This is a genomic window from Pseudomonas sp. ZY71, assembly GCF_036542145.1.
In the GTDB taxonomy this organism is placed as follows: domain Bacteria; phylum Pseudomonadota; class Gammaproteobacteria; order Pseudomonadales; family Pseudomonadaceae; genus Aquipseudomonas; species Aquipseudomonas koreensis_A.
Genome location: NZ_CP144274.1, coordinates 3,564,319 through 3,580,730, shown reverse-complemented (window position 1 = coordinate 3,580,730; position 16,412 = coordinate 3,564,319). Strand labels below are relative to the sequence as shown.

The following is a 16,412-nucleotide window of genomic DNA, read 5'->3' as shown; positions in this document are numbered from 1 at the left end:
GCTGTTACGTCCAACCGGGAGCCCATGTTGGCTAGAGACATGCTCGGCATGGGGCGCACCCCGAGTTGCGCGAGGCAAGCCCTGACTCTTCAATACGGGCTTGCGGCTCCAGAGCTTGGCAATACACAAAATGCGCCGGTTATTGATTCATGACTCGTGAGAAAACAGCTTGATGCAACCAGCTTGGCGTTGTCCACATAAAGAGCACGTTGAGTGTGTTCATCACGCCGGGCACGACACTGATGCGGCCAGCCTGTAGTGCGCGAATGCCCGCCCGTACTACTGGTGGCGGGTCCATCATGAGCATTTTCAGGTCGGGTGTGATCTTCTGTTGAGCTGTAGTAGCGAATCCTGTGTTTGTGCCACCTGGGAGCCAGCGGTGATCAATTGCGTGAGCTTACCGCTTTCATCGATTCCGGGGTCGTACGTCCGGTGGTGGACCGGGTATTTCCATTCGAATCGACCCCGGATGCCTTGGCCTATGTTGAAACCGCTCGGGCAAAAGGCAAGGTCATCGTCAAGGTAAAATAACGTCGCAGATATGCATCGTCGATCCGGCTTATACAAAGACTCAGTTCGACGCGAGCTTTCTGGAGTCCGATTCGAAGCTTGATGACTATCTGATGTCCGTGGTAACGGTCTGGGAGTACGCACTTTCCTGATCCAAACGCTTAGGGCAGTGGTGTCTACCTATTACGCGGATACTATCGCCGTTAATGCTGGAGTTCGGAAGGTAACTTCCCCGGACACTGACCTTTGTAAGCGAAAAGGCCACCACTGAGTTGCACATCCAATAGTTACCCATAGTCAACATGCTGAACAAAACGCTCGTGTCGGGTTCGATCGGCACCTTTGTCCCTGAAGCCAGTACACACTAAATGGGCAAGATATTGAATGGCGCTAGGCAAAGCGGGAAGTCAGTGCAATGTAGTTGTCCGGATTTCACCATTCATCAAGCGCGCCGCGTTGTTTCCCTGTGGATCCTCAGCATTTAGATCGGCGCCTCTTTTTGCCAGGGCGTCAAGCAGCTCCACTCGCCTGAACAGTCCGGCGTACATGGCGGCGGTTTGACCAGCGCCATTGCGCTGATCTGGGCTGCAATCAGTCGCCAACAAGCGTTGGGCAATCTTCACCTCACCCTTGAAGATAGCCCCCATCAGTGCCGTATTGCCTCTTTTGTCCTGCATGCATGCGTCCGCGCCGGCCGCCAGCAAGCGCTCCAATGCCTGCATATGACCGTGATAGGCCGCGAGGATAAGGGCGGTATAACCCTTTTCGTCTTGGGTATTGAGCGAGTACCCCGCGTCGATAAAGGTATTGAGTATTTCTACATCGCCCCGGCGTGCAGCGTCGAAATAGTAATCTTGCAACTGATTCTTTATAACCGTCGGATCGGTTGGCTGGTCTGCATAGACACTCAGCGACCAGCAGGTTAAAAATACTAAGGCATACATACGCATCGCACGACTCCTCTGTCTTCGAACGACGTCAAACCAAGAACTGGAGAGACGTCGTGTTGAGTACGATTCAATCAGTTAGTCGGTCAGCTTCGCTGCCAGCGACTTGACCCGAGCCAGATCGCCCTTGGCAACTTTGGTCACCCCGGTCCCGTACTCGGGATCGGCCTTGTAGAGAAACGACAGCATGATGTGCTTGCTCTCATCATCGGTGGTAGCTAGGGAACTGCCGAAACTCTCGATCAAGTCCTGACGTTCCTTCTGACTGAACGAGCGATACAGATCCCCGGCCTGCTTGAAGTTCTGCTCGCGCTGTATCTTCACCTGCTGGGTGCTGCCGGACAGCGCCAATTGGCTGTAACGCGCGCTTTGCGACTCTTCACGGGGCATCAGCCGACTCGGCTGGTAGTTCACCCCGGTGCTGGCGCTGCCGCTGTTCATCGCGCCATCCTGGTTGCCATTGTCCACCGCGACTTTCGGCGCGTTGATCGGCAATTGCAGGGCGTTGGCGCCCAGGCGGTACATCTGGGTGTCGGCATAGGAGAACACTCTGCCTTGCAGTAGGCGATCTTCCGATGGCTCGATACCCGGCACTAAGTTGGCCGGGGCCATGGCCACCTGCTCGGTTTCCTGGAACACATTGGCTGGGTTGCGATTGAGCACCATCTGCCCAACCTTGCGCTCAGGTATGCCCGGCCAGATCTTGGTGGCATCCAGCGGGTCGAAATCGAATTTGGACAGGTCCTGAGGTTTCAAGACCTGGACATACAGGTCCCATTTCGGGAAGTCCCCCTTGTTGATATGGGTTACCAGATCATTGGTCATATGGCTGTAATCACGACCTTGTACCTCGAGCACTTGTTTGGGATCGAGGTTGTTGATCCCCTGCAAACTCTTCCAGTGAAACTTCACGTAGTGCACCTCATCCTTGGCATTGACCAACTTGTAGGCGTGCACACCATTACCATCCATTTCCCGATAACTGGCCGGAGTGCCGGAGTCGGAATACAGCTCGGTCAGGGTCCGGGTGGCTTCCGGAACATGGGAGAAGAAATCGAAGCGCCGGGAATCGTCATCCAGGTTGGTGCGTGGATCGGGTTTGAACGCATGAACCATGTCTGGGAACTTGATCGCATCACGAATAAAGAAGGTCGGGAAGTTGTTACCGACCAGATCCCAGTTGCCGTCCGCCGTATAGAACTTGGTGGCGAAGCCGCGCGGATCGCGCAGTGTTTCCGGCGAGTGGTTACCATGCACTACCGCAGAAAAACGCACGAATACCGGCGTCACTTGGCCTGCAGCAAATACTTTGGCCTTGGTCAGGTCGCTCAGGCTATCGGTCACGGTGAAGGAACCATGGGCACCAGTGCCACGGGCATGCACCACCCTTTCTGGAATGCGCTCGCGGTCGAAGCGCTGCAACTTCTGAATCAACTGCACATCCTGCAAAAGCACAGGACCGTTAGCTCCGGCGGTTTGTGAGTTCTGATTATCTCCCACCGCCGCTCCGTTATCACGGGTCAGAGTGGCGGCCTGAACGGAAAGGGAAAGCAGACTTGCGGCAAGAATGCCGAGTATGCGTCGGTAGTAAAACGCCCCATGGTCAATGTTGGTAGTCATGCGAGATTCCTCTGGTTATAGGCGCATTCGAATGCGCCACGCAGAGGCTAGTGACCAGTGATTCAAAGTCTAAATAGAAAAAATATAAGGGTGCGATAAGGATAAAGGGATGGACAACGGTTCAATCGGCTAGCTTCTACTGTGGTGTGGTGTGGTGTGGTGTGGTCATTTGCCCGGGCAACTGTTTGGCGCTCGCATGACCAATCCGAACCTGCCAAGGTGTGACTGTTGAGCCAATCATCCGTTTAGCCGAGCCGAAATGAGGCAGATGTCCACTGCCTTTGATGGCTACGTCGAGCGTACGGCATAGGTGCAAACGCACGCCAGGTATAGCGCGGGGTGGCTGTCGTGACTTGCCATATCTGCGGGCTGCGATTGTCGAGCCTCACCAAGGCGCGCACGGGTGCTTGTGCCGGTCCCTGCGATGGACACGGCCCTTTACCATGGTATGCCGCTGGAAGTGAAATGCGCCAAGCTGGGCTAATCGAGCAGGTTGATTTCAACGCTCGAATTGCTGCACTGGTGCTCACTCAAAAATCAGGGGATCAACGAGCATTGAGGCCCTTTGGCGCTGATTATCGTGCGACTACTTTCATCGCAAGGCTGACGGTAGTTTGCATGTCGTCAAGGCCTGAGGATGTCTTGCCGATTACGCGTACTCCTTGCAGAAGACAAAGCATGAATTTAGCGGTAGCGGCACTATCTACCGTGGTTTCGACAGAGCCGTCGTTGATGCCAGCTTCAATGAGCCGTTGCAGTAGTACCTCCCGCTCCCGCATTGATGCCAAAGCCACTTCCGCAATTTCAGCGTCAACCCCCCCCACCTCGACTATGGCATTGGTAATAAGACAACCATCTCGACCGTCCTCTCCGCTTGAAATGGCAGCGTAGAAAAGAAGTGCCTGATGCAGCATTTCCCATCCAGATTGCCCGCTGGCTATTGCGTGCTTCAGCTGCCTTCTATGCTTGACTGACTGATGTTTGAGCGCGCGAAGGAATACCTCACGCTTATCCTTAAAGGCATTGTAGAGGCTGCCGCAGGTGAGATTTGTTGCATCGCAGATATTGACGATAGACGTGCCGTGAAAGCCACGTTGGCCAAAAAGTTTAGCTGCTTTATCAAGGATCTGATCTATGTCGAACTCACGGGGGCGGCCTAGGCTAGGGGAATCTTTGGTGGTTTTCATTGGCTGTCTATATGTAAATCTGCGGTTTTGAGGCGCTGTACCTGTCGCCACTCGAAAGAACTGAAGGGGGCTTGACTTCAGATGGTCCGATAGTCGCAAGCACGCGGACTGTCGCCTTGACGAGGTGAGCAGGGCATTAAGGGGTGAGTTATCAGAAATCATATTGCAACAATACCATAACACTGTTATGGTTTTAAAGTAGCGACGTTATGCCGCTGAGCTTAAAACTATAAAAAGAAATCGTTCGCAATGGTGCTGTTTGACTGACCAACAATACCGCCGCCAGTGATGTGATTTTGGGGGGGGGGGCGAATTGACCCGTTTGAGAACGCTACCGACTTCGACGTTGCGCCCATGCGCCAAATAGTCTGGTCCTCTCTTGCTCTTCCAATATGTTTAGATTACGATCATAATCATATGAAAATACATTCCTCTCGCTCCAAATTAGCGACACATGAACGCATTGTTGAAGCGGCCGCGCGGGCCATCAGGCGTAACGGTTACGCCGGCATTGGCATCGCTGAAATAATGAAACGTGTTGGTTTGACCCATGGCGGGTTCTACGCGCACTTTGCATCACGCGACGCGATGCTGGCCGAGGCCGCCGATCACGCGGGTGCAGAGATGGTCGCCCTGCTGGCCCGAGTAGCTATTGCCGCTCCGCCTGAGCAGGCGCTAGAACGGTTGGTGCAAACATATTTGTCGAAGGAACACCTCGAAAGCATTGAGAGTGGGTGTCCCATCGTGGCGCTAGGCTCGGAAATGCCGCGACAGGCGCCCGAGGTTCGACATCAGGTTACGTTCGGCATCAAAGAGATGATCAATGTCGTTGCCCGCGTATTACCCAGCAGGGGAGCGGCAGGCGCTAGCAAGGAGGCACTGGTAACGATGTCGACCATGGTGGGCGCCCTGATACTTGCACGTGCGGTGGATGATCCTCGGCTATCTGATGCATTACGCGAAGCAGCAATTGACAACCTCAGTACCACCAATCATTGACGCTGATATCTCCGCTAAGCGGGCCCCAGCCTAGGACGCTGAAGTTGCCGGAGAGAGCCCCAGATCCATGCTGACTACATCAGATGCAGGCCGCTTCGAGTGTGCGGCATCGACGGCCATCACCGGCTAAAAAGAGGAGAAGACGATGACCTTCAAAGCATTACTCGCAACAAAGACTGGCGATAAAATTTCGGCGAGTGTCGTTGACATGCATGAGCAAGATCTCATGCCTGGAGACGTTACCGTCAAGATCGATTATTCCACCGTGAACTACAAGGATGCGCTGGCCCTTAGCGGGTACGCCGACGTCATCAAGCAGTTTCCATTGATTGCCGGTATTGATTTTGCCGGCACTGTCGAAGCCTCATCTTACCCCGGCATCGCTGTGGGGGACCGCGTAGTCGCCAATGGTTGGGGGCTGAGTCAGACCCATCACGGCGGATTTGCTCAGAAGGCACGCGTAAAAGGCGAATGGCTGGTCAAGCTACCGGACATCTTCTCGACAATGGACGCAATGGCTATCGGCACGGCAGGGTACACGGCGATGCTGTCGGTACTGGCGCTGGAACATGGCGGTCTCACACCGGCTCGCGGTGACGTCCTCGTCACTGGCGCTAATGGGGGAGTTGGTTCCATCGCGATTGCGATTCTCTCCGATCTCGGCTACCGCGTGGTCGCGTCGACCGGGCGTGTTGAGGAGCAAGATTATCTGACCAGTCTAGGTGCGGCGCAGATCATCGACCGACGAACGCTCTCTGCCCAAGGAGCACCGATAGCAACTGAAAAATGGGCCGGCGCTGTGGACTCGGTCGGCAGTCATACGCTGGCGAGCGTATTGGCGCAGACCCAGTATCGCGGTGTGGTGACTGCCTGCGGTCTGGCTCAGGGTATGGATCTTCCAGGGTCGGTGTTGCCCTTCATCCTGCGCAACGTGACCCTTTCAGGCATTGACTCCGTCAATGCCCCGCTCGAATCCCGACTCCAGGCTTGGACGCGACTGGCAAGCGATCTCGACTTGAGTAAGCTCGCACGCACGACGCAGGTGGTTGGTCTCGCTGAGGTGCCCGAGGTGGTCGACCGGATGTTCGAAGGCAAAGTCCAAGGTCGCGTAGTGGTTGACGTCAACGCATGACCATAGGCTCCATCAAGGGATGCGAAATGATGCAACCGAGTACGATCAGCATTGCGCGACTTACACCGAAAGTCTGCAAGATCAAGTTCTCGAATCCACCGACAAATTTGATCGTGCCCGAGACTGTCACTCGGTTGCATGAAGTCGTAAAGGAACTGAGTGAGGACGAGAACGTTCAAGTGGTCATTTTCAGCAGCAGCGTCTCTGGCTACTTCTTCAATCATTTCGATCTTGATGAAGCTGGAAAATTTCCGATGCTGCCAGAGGTAGAAGGGATGCCGATGTGGGTTGATCTTGTCGTGCGACTTTCCAAAGCGCCGTTTATCAGTATTGCTTCAATTCGTGGGCGGACGAGAGGCGGGGGAAACGAACTGGCGTTGGCGTGCGATCTGCGTTACGCAAGCCGAGAGCATGGAGTGTTCGGTCAACCCGAGGTTGGTGTCGGCATTCTGCCGGGTGGTGGGTGCAGTGAGCGCCTTCCACGGCTCATCGGGCGTGATCGCGGGCTCGAAGCAATATTGAGCAGCGATGACTATGACGCTGATCTGGCAGAACGCTATGGATGGGTGACGCGATCTATCCCTGACGAGGAATTGGATCGATTTGTGGGTAGCATGGTGTCCCGACTTGCGTCATTCGACAAGTCAGCACTGGTTGCCGCCAAAGCCCAGGTCAGCAGAGCAACACTACCACCGGATGCTGATCTCTTGGCGGCTTATGGTGAGTACGTTGAGTCGCTGACGTGGCCGGGGTTCCAGGCGCGATTACCTCAACTTCGCCAACGAATTGTTGAAAAAGGGATCGAGGAGGTGGAGGCGCGCATGGGGTATTACATTGGTCTCACAAATCAACCACCTCTCATCTGGCGAAGCTTGTTATTGCAACCTTAGCGACTTTAATTAAATGATTTAGGCATAAGGGGCATAACAAGAGTCAAGTCCATTCCGGTTCCACGTATATGCAAAACCTGCTCATTTGAGCGGCGTTTTGTCCAGGATTAGTTGACCATTACAAAATGAGCTACCGGTGAAGACCAATACTTCATCCAAGGTTTTGGTTGAAGTGTGGGCCGGTAGGTTTTTCCAAAAGCCAGAAACGAATAAGCTCTTATTAACCCTGGTACACATGGTGGGTTAGTAGATGGGAAGTGGCTGAAAAATTACGGATCAAGTACAGACTATTAAAAAATGGTGAACCCATGAACTGTCTTATTTGTGCAGGTATCGCTGAACGTATTCAGTGCCATGGCTCTTGGGAGGAGAGAGATTGTCCCGCGTGCGGTCACTATAGAGTTTCAGATGCGCTCGTGTTGACACTGATGGAACAGGGGCAGATTTTTGATGTGACCAAAACAAGGATCTGGCTTGCCGGCAAGCGCAAGGAGGGTGTTATCCCTTCCATAGAGATCCATGAGGCGCTGTTGATGCAATGAGCGCCGGCAAGAACAGAACATCATGTTTCTGAATGGCGAATTTTGCCGGGGGGAGCTTCGGCGTTTGCAATATGTCAGCCTCTTTCTGTGCGGATATCGACGTCAGGTACTAGGGGAGAGTGCCTTATCCGTGCCGCCAGCGGGTTCGGCGCCTAATGTTAAGAAGCAGGCACCAGGCAAAGGCGGAGGTCGTATGCGCTGTGCAAACTGCGGATTCGAGAGTCTCTCTGGGGCCAGCTTCTGTGGCGCGTGTGGGGACAGGCTGTCTCACAGCTGCCAGCGTTGTGGCTACGAGGCGAGCCTTTCCGCCAAATTCTGTAGTGAATGCGGCGCACCGCTGACCGATGCGCCTGCTACGCCTTCACCGCGCCTCCCACCTGTTTCAGAGCCTTCGCCCGCGCCCATTCTTTACACGCCCCCACTACCTTACCGAGCGCATCCGCGCCGAACAGGCGGCCATGGAAGCCCGGGGCGAGACCGCCGGTGAACGCAAGACCGTCACGGCGCTGTTTGCCAACATGGCCGGCTCCATGGCGCTGATCCACGACCTCGATCCGGAAGAGGCCCAGCGTTTGTTCGAGCCCGTCATCGCGCTGATGATGGAAGCCGTCCACTACTACGAAGGCTACGTGGCCAAGACGCTGGGCGATGGCATCCTCGCGCTATTCGGGGACCCCATCGCCCATGAAGACCATCCGCAGCGGGCGCTGTATGCGGCACTGCGAATGCAGGAGGCGATACATGGCGACCGTATTCGTCTGGAAAAAGGCATTCCGCTGCAAATCCGCGTCGGCATCCACACTGGAGAGGTCGTCGTGCGTTCGATTCGCACGGACAATTTGCACACCGATTACGATCCGGTCGGGCACACGATTCACATTGCGTCTCGGATGGAGGGAATCGCCGCGCCATCGTCGATCCTGGTGAGCGAGTCCACCTACAAGCTGGCGGAGGGCTATTTCGAGTTCAAGGCTCTGGGGCCCACCCAGGTCAAAGGCATTCCCGAGCCGCTCATCGTGTACGAGGTGCAGGGTCTCGGCGCGCTGCGCACGCGCCTGCAATTGGCGGCACATCGCGGGCTGGCCAGATTCGTCGGCGGCCAGGTCGAGCTGGACCACCTGCATCAGGCGCTCGATCAGGACAAAGCGGGCCACGGGCAGGTCGTCGCGGTGGTAGGCGAGGCCGGGGTCGGGAAGTCGCGACTGTTCCATGAGTTCAAGGAACGCTCGCGGCGCGGCTGTCTGGTGCTGGAGACGTTCTCGGTATCGCACGGCAAGGCCTTTGCCTATTTTCCGCTCATCGAGCTGCTGAAAAACTATTTTCAGATCACTGCCCTGGACGACGAGCGGCGGTGCCGGGAAAAGGTTATGGGCAAGACCCTGACGCTCGAGCGCAGCTTCGAGGATCTCGTGCCCTACCTGCTCTATCTGCTGGGTATTGGCGAACGCAATTCGGCGCTCGCGGAAATGGATCCGCAGATCCGGCGCGATCGCATCTTCGACGCGATTACGCAACTTCTGGCGCGCGAGAGTCGCGATCAGCCGATCGAACTGCTGTTCGAGGACCTGCAATGGTTGGACCGCGAGACCGAAGCATTCCTCATGTGCCTCATCGACCGCGTGGCGAATGCTTCGATTCTGCTCCTGGTGAACTACCGGCCTGAGTATCAGCCTGTATGGACGCGCGCGGGTCATTGCAGCCAACTGGGGCTCGAACCGCTGGGCCCGGCCGAAGCCCAGGGGCTGCTCGCGGCCCTGCTGGGGGACGATCCCACCCTCGTCCCCCTCAAACAGCTCATTCTGGAGAAGACGGAGGGCAACCCTTTCTTCATGGAGGAAGTGTCGACAGACTGCATAAGAGGAGGGCGGCTAGGTACCGATTAGCGCAGAACAGGCGCCAAAACATCACCACTGATTTGATGCAGAGCCTGCCTCTTTCAAGCCAGGGTAATCATTGAGCGCAAGGCTAGACTCACCATCGTCCATTGGCTCGCGCACCTGTTTATGTATCACTCCGGCTTCAGCATCCGCACGCATCTGATCGAGCTCCCTGTGAAATGCCTTGTCCTGAACCGTGGGCTTACTGGTGTATGGCTTTCTTTCGGGTTCAGGTTGTGCTGCATAAGTCGTTACCGCATCAGGGGCGTGCTGTAGCTTTTCTTGAACTTGCGATTCCAGCATCGCACGTAGCGCATCTTTGTCGGGGCGAGTCAGCAATTTGTCACTCCTATTAGGAAACCAGGCACCCAGCAATCGACTGGGCCAGTGGCCGGTTGGGGAACATCCAATCAATCGTGTTGGACAATTTGGGTTGCAGATACAGCCACAGGATTTCAGGTTGAAAAGAAGAGGCGAATCATCAATTTCTTCCAACACGGCGATCGTGTCAAATTGGGTACATGCCTGGGATGATTCCGTAATCGATAGGAACGCAGGCAGTGAAAGAGTACCCGGCCGATCCTCAGCCGTTGGCACGTAGAAGGTTGCATGAACTGCCAGACGCACCTGGAAACCAACGCGACCTTCAAGCTGCCACTCAACGCCGATAACTCGGCGATTGACGACGATAGTATCGAGGTGGAAGTACAGACCCGTTACACGATACTTATGCGGCCAAATGCGGCAGGCCTGCTCAGCGCCGACTGCGCCGCCTCTGCGGACGCGCCGTTTAAGCTGGAAGCCTACTGATCCAGGCGGGCTTTGCCCGCAGCTGGTGCGGCGGCCGAAGGCAATCTTCGGTCGTTGCGTCTAGGGGGCTTGTCGGTGGGGACGGATCTCGATCTGAACCTGAGTAATTGATGCGTTCGGGTTAATGACATACTCCCGATTGGTTATGAGCAGAACCCAATAGCTTGCCTTGGAATTTCTCCTTTTTTGCTCTTGAAACACCCCCAAAACAAGTCCAGAATTGAGTCGTTTCTTGCTTCGGGAAGAAATGAAACCCCTTAATTTTCAATGGATCGGACGCTAGATACGAGTCTCGTTTCCCGCTCCAAAAACGCAAAAACGCCGCTCACTGAGCGGCGTTTTTGTTTGTGCGTAATTTGTTGGACTGCGTCGCAGTGAGATCACACCTCTGTTTTCGTTTCGGCGCTTCCTGCAGAATCTGATTCCAAACCCGTTCTTCAGGGCTGCAGGTGCAGGCAAGAGACCATACGAAGAATTAGCCGCTGGTCGAATAGTAAAGCTTCATCCAAGGTGTGGGCTGGAGTGTGGGCTGGGGTTATTTATCAGACAGCAGAAACGACAAAGCCCTGAAAAATCAGGGCTTTGTCGTATAAAGATGGCGGAGGCGATGGGATTCGAACTCATGGACCTGTTACAGTCGACGGTTTTCAAGACCGTTGCCTTAAACCACTCGGCCACACCTCCGTTGCGTTGCGGGCGCCATAATACCTGAATGAAACACACTGTCAAACTCTCTGCATGGCTTGTTACAGAGCGTCTGTTATGATCTTTGCGACTGAACGTTTCAAACCAACAGGAGTGTCGCCATGCGCGAACAGGATTACGCAGTTAATAACAGCGTGCAGGCTGAGCAGCTAGAGGTTAGCCGCGTCCTGCGCAACACTTACGGCCTACTGGCTCTGACCCTCGCATTCAGCGGCGTCATGGCTTTCGTCGCACAGCAGATGCGTGTTGGCTACCCGAATATTTTCGTGGTGCTGATCGGCTTCTACGGGCTGTTCTTCCTCACCAACAAACTCCGTGATTCCGCGTGGGGCCTGGTGTCCGCTTTTGCGCTGACCGGTTTCATGGGTTTCCTGCTCGGCCCGATCCTCAACCGTTACCTGGGCATGCAGGGCGGCGCTGAAGTGGTCAGCTCGGCGTTCGCGATGACCGCGCTGGTGTTTGGTGGTCTGTCGGCCTACGTGCTGATCACCCGCAAGGACATGAGCTTCCTCGGTGGTTTCATCACCGCTGGTTTCTTCGTGTTGCTGGGTGCAACGCTGGCGAGCTTCTTCTTCCAGATCAGCGGCCTGCAACTGGCGATCAGCGCAGGTTTCGTGCTGTTCTCGTCGGTGTGCATCCTGTTCCAGACCAGCGCCATCATCCACGGCGGCGAGCGTAACTACATCATGGCGACCATCAGCCTGTATGTATCGATCTACAACCTGTTCATCAGCTTGTTGCAGATCTTCGGCATCATGAGCCGCGACGACTGATCGCTGGCTGTGAAATAACAAAAAACCCGCTACGGCGGGTTTTTTGTTGTCTGCAGGAATGCGTGTGCCTGGAGCTATTCAATTGATCACGATGCTGCCGTCAGTCTGTTGCTTGTAGACGGTGTAGGGCAGCAACAAAGTATCGAGCACCCCGGAAGCCACCGCATCAATCGCCCAGCCAGGAAGGGCGGCGTTGTACTTGTTACCTTCGTCTATCGGCGCATGCAGACTGCAGAAGTCATACATCACACCGCTGTAGATCCTCGGCACCGCCCCGCAATAGGATTTGTTCGATCTCAAATCGTCCACGGCGACCTGGTCGTCGCGCATGACCGTTTGCACTGTCCCGCAACCACTCAACACTAATGCCATCAGCATCATTGCCGCCTGAACTTTCATACCGCCAATCCTTCGCCGGAAAAACCTCAATCTACGCTGAACGTGCAGCAAATGCACTTAGGCCATCGGCGGCAAACGACGCTTCACCGGCGTCTTCTTGACGATTGCAGTGTTGGTTTCGGCCAAGGTATTGAGTCGGTCGAGCAGGGTGTCCAGTTGTTCCATCGAGCGCACGTGCAGGCGAGCGATAAAGCAGTCCTCGCCGGTGACCTTGTCGCACTCGGTGAATTCGGGAATTGCCTGAATCTGCCGTTCGACTTCCTGCAACTGCCCTGGCAGTGGCCGCACCCGCACGATTGCCTGCAACTGATAACCGAAGCACTTCGGATCTATCTCGACGGTGTAGCCCTTGAGCACACCGCGCTCCTCCAGTCGGCGTAAACGCTCGGCCACGCTCGGTGAAGACAATCCGCTGATCTGCGCCAGTGCTTTGAGTGAACGCCGAGAATCTTCCATGAGGGCGCTGATAAGAATCTGGTCGATATCGTCGGTCATGGCGTAACTCCAGAATTAGGTGATTTCAAATAATCACCCTTGATAAAAAAGGCAGATCAGCAGTTTAGCCTGCCTTTTGCTCTGGAGTGACAGGATGTTCGCTTGGCATACTTTTCACACAAACTCTGGAGATAGATGATGGACAACACAATCCGTCGCGGCTCATTTGAAATGACCGCCGCCATGCTGATATCCGGGACGATCGGCTGGTTCGTGCTGGTCTCCGGGCAACCGGTGCTCGATGTGGTGTTCTGGCGCTGCGTGTTCGGTGCCGGCACCTTGTTGTTGATCTGTGCCGCTTTCGGCTTTCTGCGCCCGGGCATTCTGATCCGCAGCACATTTTTGCTCGCGGTGCTGAGCGGGATGGCAATTGTCGGTAACTGGGTGTTGTTGTTTGCCTCGTACTCCCGCGCTTCGATTGCCATCGGCACGGCGGTGTACAACGTCCAGCCGTTCATGCTGGTCGGGTTGGCGGCGCTGTTTCTCGGCGAAAAAATCACCCTGCAAAAGCTGTTCTGGCTGGCGATTTCGTTTATGGGCATGCTGGCAATCGTCAGTGCCCACGGCACTCAGGGTGAGAGCGGCAACGACTATCTGATGGGCATTGCATTGGCCTTGGGTGCGGCGTTTCTCTACGCCATTGCCGCGTTGATCATCAAACGCCTGACCGGCACGCCACCGCATCTGATTGCATTGATTCAAGTCTGCACCGGGATTTTGCTGCTGGCGCCGTTCGCGCATTTCAGTGCGCTGCCGCAAGCACCGAGTGCCTGGGCCAGTCTGGTCACCTTGGGCATCGTTCACACCGGTCTGATGTATGTGCTGCTGTACGGCGCGATCCAGAAGTTGCCGACCGCATTGACCGGCGCGCTGTCATTCATCTACCCGATTGCGGCGATCTTCGTCGACTGGTTCGCGTTCGGCCATCGCCTGGAAACCCTGCAATGGCTCGGCGTGGCGGCAATCCTGCTGGCCGCCGCCGGCATGCAACAGGGCTGGGGCCTGAAGCGCCTGCGGCTGGCTGCGCAGTAACCCTCAGATGTTCCAGTGCGGCGCGGTTTTTGCCAGGCGCTGGCGCATCTCGCCGATGTTCGCCGCCAGTTGCCGGGTCAACAGTCGGTAGCCATCCAGCGTGCTGTAAACCGGCGCATCGAGGTTGACTTCCGGCAACTCCAGCGGCTTGTCCAGGCGTTGCGAAGCGCCGGTTTTCAACGCCCGGGCCATGCCGATCAGTTGCACGCGAATCTGCCGGTGCTCGGCCTTCAGCGCAGATTGCAAATGCGCCATGGCCTCGGGGTCGCTGGCATCCGGTCGCGTGTTGCCAAGGATCTCCAGCGTGCTGATGCACATGCGCAGGTTGCGCTGGATGGCATCAAGTTCGGTCATGGAAATCTTCACTTCCTTGGACACCGACGGCATCAGCGAGCGCAATTGCACCATCACCGCGCCGAGTCGTCCCATCAACTTCAAATGCTCATCGGCGCTGACCGGTTGACCGCTGATGATCCGCCCGTACACCGTGGCGCAATCACGCAGGGCATCGGCGAGGTTGTAGCGCCACGAATACACCGCGTAGAGCGGCAGGGCGAAAGAGAAGGCCAGAGCGAGGGCGATTCCGATCAGAATATCGACCCCGCGCCATAAGCCGTCGGTGATCGGATTGTCGCCATGCCCGGCGACGATGAATACGGTAATCGCCGAGAGCAGGGCGGTGTAACCACCCTTGCCAATGGCGTGATAAGAGAAGAAACCGCAGACCACCGCCATCGCAAAATACGTCAGCCACGGCATGCCGAGCCACGCCTGCTGCGCCACCAGCAGCAATCCGACGCCGGCACCGATCAAGGTGCCGGTGGCGCGTTCGGCAGCTTTTTTGCCGATGTTGCCGTGATGCTGCAAACCGCCGATCACCACCAGCATGGTCACCGAGGCCCATTCGCCGTGGGGCAAGTTGATGCCGGTGGTCAGCAGGATCGTTGCCAGCAAGCCTAGGGCCACGCGCACCGCATGAATCAGCCGCGCGTGCCGGTAACGTCGATAAGGATCAAGCAACGGACGCAGGACACGGCGCAGCAAGGGCGGAAGTCGATGGGTGCTGTAAGTACTCAGTGCGGGCCTCTCGTGATTGGGCTTCAGGTCAATGGAAAGGGAAAATGTAATTCATCCATGCTGCCATACGCAGGAGGATTTTGCGCATCGTGCCTATATGGTGGAAGTGTTGGCTGTACAACGCCGCCTGTCCGTAGGCACCACCCGGCATCAGCTTGCTGTACTGGGCGAAGTCCGGATCGGTGATTTCGATGATCACCGGCACACGCCCGGCCGGCGGCGAACCGGTATAGCCGATCAGTGTGCCGGAAGGTTGCACCTGGCCTTCGGCAATCACCCCGATGACATTCTTCACCCGACCGGCGAACACCTTGCCGGGAATGCCGTCGAACGCGACTTCCGCCTCATCCCCGACGGTCAGGCGCAGCAGGCTGTTCTGGCGCATCCACGCGGCAAAGTATTGGCCTTCCTCGGGAATGAACACCATTGAGGGACGCAACGGCAACTTGCTCGCCATCATCCCCGGTCGCAAGGACACGTGAGTGACGAAACCTTTGCTCGGCGCGCGGACGGTGGTGTTGTCCAGCTCGAACTGGGCGTTGTCGAGTTGCGCTTGCAGATCGTCGGTGCGGGCGATGGCGGCATCCAGTTCGCGCTGGGTGCCGAAGTTGCGCCGGATCAGTTCGGTGATGCGGTAGCGATCACCCTTGGCGGCGATCAATTGCGCCTTGAGCGATTTCACCCGGTTTTGAAACGGTGTGGGGTCGATGCGAAACAGCACATCGCCTTTTTCCAGTGGCTCGTTACCCTTCACCGGCACGTCGATCACCTGGCCGCTGACGATGGGAATCACCGGCACAGACACGAAGTAAGTGCGCGCCACCTCGGAGTAGGGATGGTTGTAGTTCATGGTGAAAATCAAGGCGCCGATCAGCAGGATGCCGCCCAGTACGGCGGTGGGTACCGTCCATTTGTTCAGCGGGATACGGAAGATCTTGAATACTGCGACGCAGAACGCGGCGTAAGTCAGGATAAGCAGCAGGTCCATGGCGTTCAGCCCTCCCTGTTGTGGGGGGCAGGGGCGTTCAGTGCTTCGAGTCGTTCGATGCGACCTTGCAGTTCGACCACCTGTTGCTCCAGGTGAACCACATGGTTTTGCACAGATTTACCGTCACCGAACCCCCAGCCGCGATCTTCTCGATAGGCCATCGCCCAGATCCACAGGAAAGGCCAGAGCGCATGCAATGTGAACAGACTGACCCAGCCAGTGGCATGGATCGCATCCTGATGCGGGTGTTTACGATGAACAGCAATCTCATAGGGAATGTCGTGCAACACGATGATCCCGTAAAACAGTACGAGCCCGGCAAACACCAAAACCCCTAGCGCAAAGTAATCCAGCATGGTCAAGCTCCCGGCATCCAGCACAGTGCTGGCATCAGTGTAGACACTGATTTGCCGGGCGCTTGGCGACTTT

Annotated in this window: 18 protein-coding genes, 1 tRNA gene and 1 pseudogene; 10 read left to right on the top strand and 10 right to left on the bottom strand. The window is 56.2% G+C overall.

The annotated features are described in order from the left end of the window. Positions 1-387 precede the first annotated feature (387 nt). Positions 388-531, top strand: a complete 144-nt coding sequence (locus VY732_RS15800) for a zinc-binding dehydrogenase (protein ID WP_239511989.1) — start codon at positions 388-390, stop codon at positions 529-531. Positions 532-917: 386 nt separating this feature from the next. On the opposite strand, the gene VY732_RS15795 is transcribed toward VY732_RS15800, so the two are convergent. The 3 genes from VY732_RS15795 to VY732_RS15785 all read right to left on the bottom strand — a co-directional run bounded on the left by VY732_RS15795 (position 918) and on the right by VY732_RS15785 (position 4,264). Beyond that, positions 918-1,460, bottom strand: coding sequence for an ankyrin repeat domain-containing protein (locus tag VY732_RS15795; RefSeq protein WP_154905236.1), 543 nt, complete (start codon positions 1,458-1,460; stop codon positions 918-920). Positions 1,461-1,535: 75 nt separating this feature from the next. After that, a complete protein-coding gene (gene katB, locus VY732_RS15790; protein WP_154905235.1) occupies positions 1,536-3,077 on the bottom strand; it encodes a catalase KatB in 1,542 nt (513 codons plus the stop codon). 575 nt (positions 3,078-3,652) lie between these two features. Continuing rightward, positions 3,653-4,264 (bottom strand): TetR/AcrR family transcriptional regulator, encoded by a 612-nt coding sequence (locus tag VY732_RS15785; RefSeq protein ID WP_154905234.1) that lies wholly within the window; start codon positions 4,262-4,264, stop codon positions 3,653-3,655. Between the two features lie 417 nt (positions 4,265-4,681). Here VY732_RS15785 and VY732_RS15780 point away from each other — a divergent pair, with 417 nt between their 5' ends. The 6 genes and pseudogenes from VY732_RS15780 to VY732_RS15760 all read left to right on the top strand — a co-directional run bounded on the left by VY732_RS15780 (position 4,682) and on the right by VY732_RS15760 (position 9,710). Further along, the gene (locus VY732_RS15780) at positions 4,682-5,263 is read left to right on the top strand and encodes a TetR/AcrR family transcriptional regulator (protein ID WP_154905233.1); all 582 of its coding nucleotides are present in this window, start codon (positions 4,682-4,684) and stop codon (positions 5,261-5,263) included. Between the two features lie 145 nt (positions 5,264-5,408). Then, entirely contained in the window at positions 5,409-6,395 is a 987-nt protein-coding gene (gene acuI / locus VY732_RS15775; RefSeq protein WP_154905232.1) for an acrylyl-CoA reductase (NADPH), read from the top strand. 26 nt (positions 6,396-6,421) lie between these two features. After that, entirely contained in the window at positions 6,422-7,285 is an 864-nt protein-coding gene (locus VY732_RS15770) for an enoyl-CoA hydratase/isomerase family protein (RefSeq protein ID WP_154905231.1), read from the top strand. 308 nt (positions 7,286-7,593) lie between these two features. Then, positions 7,594-7,827 carry a hypothetical protein gene (locus VY732_RS15765; protein WP_154905351.1) on the top strand — a complete coding sequence of 78 codons (234 nt, stop codon included), beginning with the start codon at positions 7,594-7,596 and terminating at the stop codon, positions 7,825-7,827. 22 nt (positions 7,828-7,849) lie between these two features. Further along, positions 7,850-8,137: pseudogene (locus VY732_RS29985) on the top strand (double zinc ribbon domain-containing protein); the annotation flags it as partial. Positions 8,138-8,171: 34 nt separating this feature from the next. Next, entirely contained in the window at positions 8,172-9,710 is a 1,539-nt protein-coding gene (locus VY732_RS15760) for an adenylate/guanylate cyclase domain-containing protein (protein ID WP_223841594.1), read from the top strand. 21 nt (positions 9,711-9,731) lie between these two features. Here VY732_RS15760 and VY732_RS15755 read toward each other — a convergent pair whose 3' ends face one another. Beyond that, complete coding sequence (locus VY732_RS15755) at positions 9,732-10,043, bottom strand: hypothetical protein (protein WP_154905229.1); 312 nt, start codon at positions 10,041-10,043, stop codon at positions 9,732-9,734. 270 nt (positions 10,044-10,313) lie between these two features. On the opposite strand from VY732_RS15755, the gene VY732_RS15750 reads away from it, so the two are divergent. Next, positions 10,314-10,514: a hypothetical protein gene (locus tag VY732_RS15750; protein WP_154905228.1), complete on the top strand. Its 201-nt coding sequence runs from the start codon at positions 10,314-10,316 to the stop codon at positions 10,512-10,514. Positions 10,515-11,110: 596 nt separating this feature from the next. Here the strand turns inward: VY732_RS15750 and VY732_RS15745 are convergent. Beyond that, positions 11,111-11,198 (bottom strand) — tRNA-Ser (locus VY732_RS15745). Between the two features lie 122 nt (positions 11,199-11,320). Between VY732_RS15745 and VY732_RS15740 the strand changes: the two genes are divergently transcribed. Beyond that, positions 11,321-11,992: a Bax inhibitor-1/YccA family protein gene (locus tag VY732_RS15740; RefSeq protein ID WP_008081508.1), complete on the top strand. Its 672-nt coding sequence runs from the start codon at positions 11,321-11,323 to the stop codon at positions 11,990-11,992. A 78-nt stretch (positions 11,993-12,070) separates the two neighbouring features. Here the strand turns inward: VY732_RS15740 and VY732_RS15735 are convergent, their stop codons facing one another. Together VY732_RS15735 and VY732_RS15730 are read right to left on the bottom strand one after the other, a co-directional pair. Next, complete coding sequence (locus tag VY732_RS15735; protein ID WP_331691167.1) at positions 12,071-12,391, bottom strand: YceK/YidQ family lipoprotein; 321 nt, start codon at positions 12,389-12,391, stop codon at positions 12,071-12,073. Positions 12,392-12,448: 57 nt separating this feature from the next. Continuing rightward, the gene (locus VY732_RS15730) at positions 12,449-12,886 is read right to left on the bottom strand and encodes an Lrp/AsnC family transcriptional regulator (RefSeq protein ID WP_116032466.1); all 438 of its coding nucleotides are present in this window, start codon (positions 12,884-12,886) and stop codon (positions 12,449-12,451) included. A 138-nt stretch (positions 12,887-13,024) separates the two neighbouring features. Here VY732_RS15730 and VY732_RS15725 point away from each other — a divergent pair, with 138 nt between their 5' ends. After that, positions 13,025-13,918 carry a DMT family transporter gene (locus VY732_RS15725; RefSeq protein WP_331691166.1) on the top strand — a complete coding sequence of 298 codons (894 nt, stop codon included), beginning with the start codon at positions 13,025-13,027 and terminating at the stop codon, positions 13,916-13,918. A gap of 3 nt (positions 13,919-13,921) precedes the next feature. On the opposite strand, the gene VY732_RS15720 is transcribed toward VY732_RS15725, so the two are convergent. The 3 genes from VY732_RS15720 to VY732_RS15710 all read right to left on the bottom strand — a co-directional run bounded on the left by VY732_RS15720 (position 13,922) and on the right by VY732_RS15710 (position 16,339). Further along, complete coding sequence (locus VY732_RS15720) at positions 13,922-14,962, bottom strand: FUSC family protein (protein WP_331691164.1); 1,041 nt, start codon at positions 14,960-14,962, stop codon at positions 13,922-13,924. A gap of 61 nt (positions 14,963-15,023) precedes the next feature. Then, positions 15,024-15,983, bottom strand: a complete 960-nt coding sequence (locus VY732_RS15715) for an HlyD family secretion protein (protein WP_077572665.1) — start codon at positions 15,981-15,983, stop codon at positions 15,024-15,026. A 5-nt stretch (positions 15,984-15,988) separates the two neighbouring features. Then, the gene (locus VY732_RS15710) at positions 15,989-16,339 is read right to left on the bottom strand and encodes a DUF3302 domain-containing protein (RefSeq protein ID WP_116032458.1); all 351 of its coding nucleotides are present in this window, start codon (positions 16,337-16,339) and stop codon (positions 15,989-15,991) included. Positions 16,340-16,412 lie beyond the last annotated feature (73 nt).

Bases quoted from the DNA above. Each gene is read 5' to 3' on its own strand.
- VY732_RS15795 (WP_154905236.1), bottom strand. From the start codon at position 1,460: ATGCGTATGTATGCCTTAGTATTTTTAACCTGCTGGTCGCTGAGTGTC.
- katB (WP_154905235.1), bottom strand. From the start codon at position 3,077: ATGACTACCAACATTGACCATGGGGCGTTTTACTACCGACGCATACTC.
- VY732_RS15785 (WP_154905234.1), bottom strand. From the start codon at position 4,264: ATGAAAACCACCAAAGATTCCCCTAGCCTAGGCCGCCCCCGTGAGTTC.
- VY732_RS15780 (WP_154905233.1), top strand. From the start codon at position 4,682: ATGAAAATACATTCCTCTCGCTCCAAATTAGCGACACATGAACGCATT.
- acuI (WP_154905232.1), top strand. From the start codon at position 5,409: ATGACCTTCAAAGCATTACTCGCAACAAAGACTGGCGATAAAATTTCG.
- VY732_RS15770 (WP_154905231.1), top strand. From the start codon at position 6,422: ATGATGCAACCGAGTACGATCAGCATTGCGCGACTTACACCGAAAGTC.
- VY732_RS15765 (WP_154905351.1), top strand. From the start codon at position 7,594: ATGAACTGTCTTATTTGTGCAGGTATCGCTGAACGTATTCAGTGCCAT.
- VY732_RS15760 (WP_223841594.1), top strand. From the start codon at position 8,172: ATGCGCCTGCTACGCCTTCACCGCGCCTCCCACCTGTTTCAGAGCCTT.
- VY732_RS15750 (WP_154905228.1), top strand. From the start codon at position 10,314: ATGAACTGCCAGACGCACCTGGAAACCAACGCGACCTTCAAGCTGCCA.
- VY732_RS15740 (WP_008081508.1), top strand. From the start codon at position 11,321: ATGCGCGAACAGGATTACGCAGTTAATAACAGCGTGCAGGCTGAGCAG.
- VY732_RS15735 (WP_331691167.1), bottom strand. From the start codon at position 12,391: ATGAAAGTTCAGGCGGCAATGATGCTGATGGCATTAGTGTTGAGTGGT.
- VY732_RS15730 (WP_116032466.1), bottom strand. From the start codon at position 12,886: ATGACCGACGATATCGACCAGATTCTTATCAGCGCCCTCATGGAAGAT.
- VY732_RS15725 (WP_331691166.1), top strand. From the start codon at position 13,025: ATGGACAACACAATCCGTCGCGGCTCATTTGAAATGACCGCCGCCATG.
- VY732_RS15715 (WP_077572665.1), bottom strand. From the start codon at position 15,983: ATGGACCTGCTGCTTATCCTGACTTACGCCGCGTTCTGCGTCGCAGTA.
- VY732_RS15710 (WP_116032458.1), bottom strand. From the start codon at position 16,339: ATGCTGGATTACTTTGCGCTAGGGGTTTTGGTGTTTGCCGGGCTCGTA.